This is a genomic window from Bacteroides sp. 51 (genome assembly GCF_010500965.1).
Classification (GTDB): domain Bacteria; phylum Bacteroidota; class Bacteroidia; order Bacteroidales; family Bacteroidaceae; genus Bacteroides.
In genome coordinates, this window is record NZ_QVMI01000173.1 from 1 (window position 1) to 320 (window position 320).

1 protein-coding gene is annotated in these 320 nt (G+C 42.8%); it reads right to left on the reverse strand.

The annotated features are described in order from the left end of the window. Positions 1-320 (reverse strand): Fe-Mn family superoxide dismutase (locus D0T87_RS24825; RefSeq protein ID WP_239063894.1); only part of this gene is annotated, 320 nt, incomplete at both ends.

Genomic DNA, 320 nt, shown 5'->3' on the forward strand with positions numbered 1-320 from the left:
TAACCGTATGCCTTTTTTAAATAATGATATGAACTGTCCGGTTTTTCAACTAAAAAAAAACCAATACCTAAGTTTCTGGCATTTGTACACGGGAAGAAGCGCAAGCCTATGCCAATGATCCGAATATGAAAACCAAGTTCTACGAAGGCGAAATGCGCAACACGGGTATTGAATTGGAAGTCAATTGGGCCGATCGCATCAATAAGTTCGACTATAACATTGGCTTCAACATGGTCTGCGCGACGGTTTTGGTAATCCAGATAATAGGAGTGTTCCCATACGTCGAATCCCAACAGAGGGTTAAGTCCCGCACGAACAGG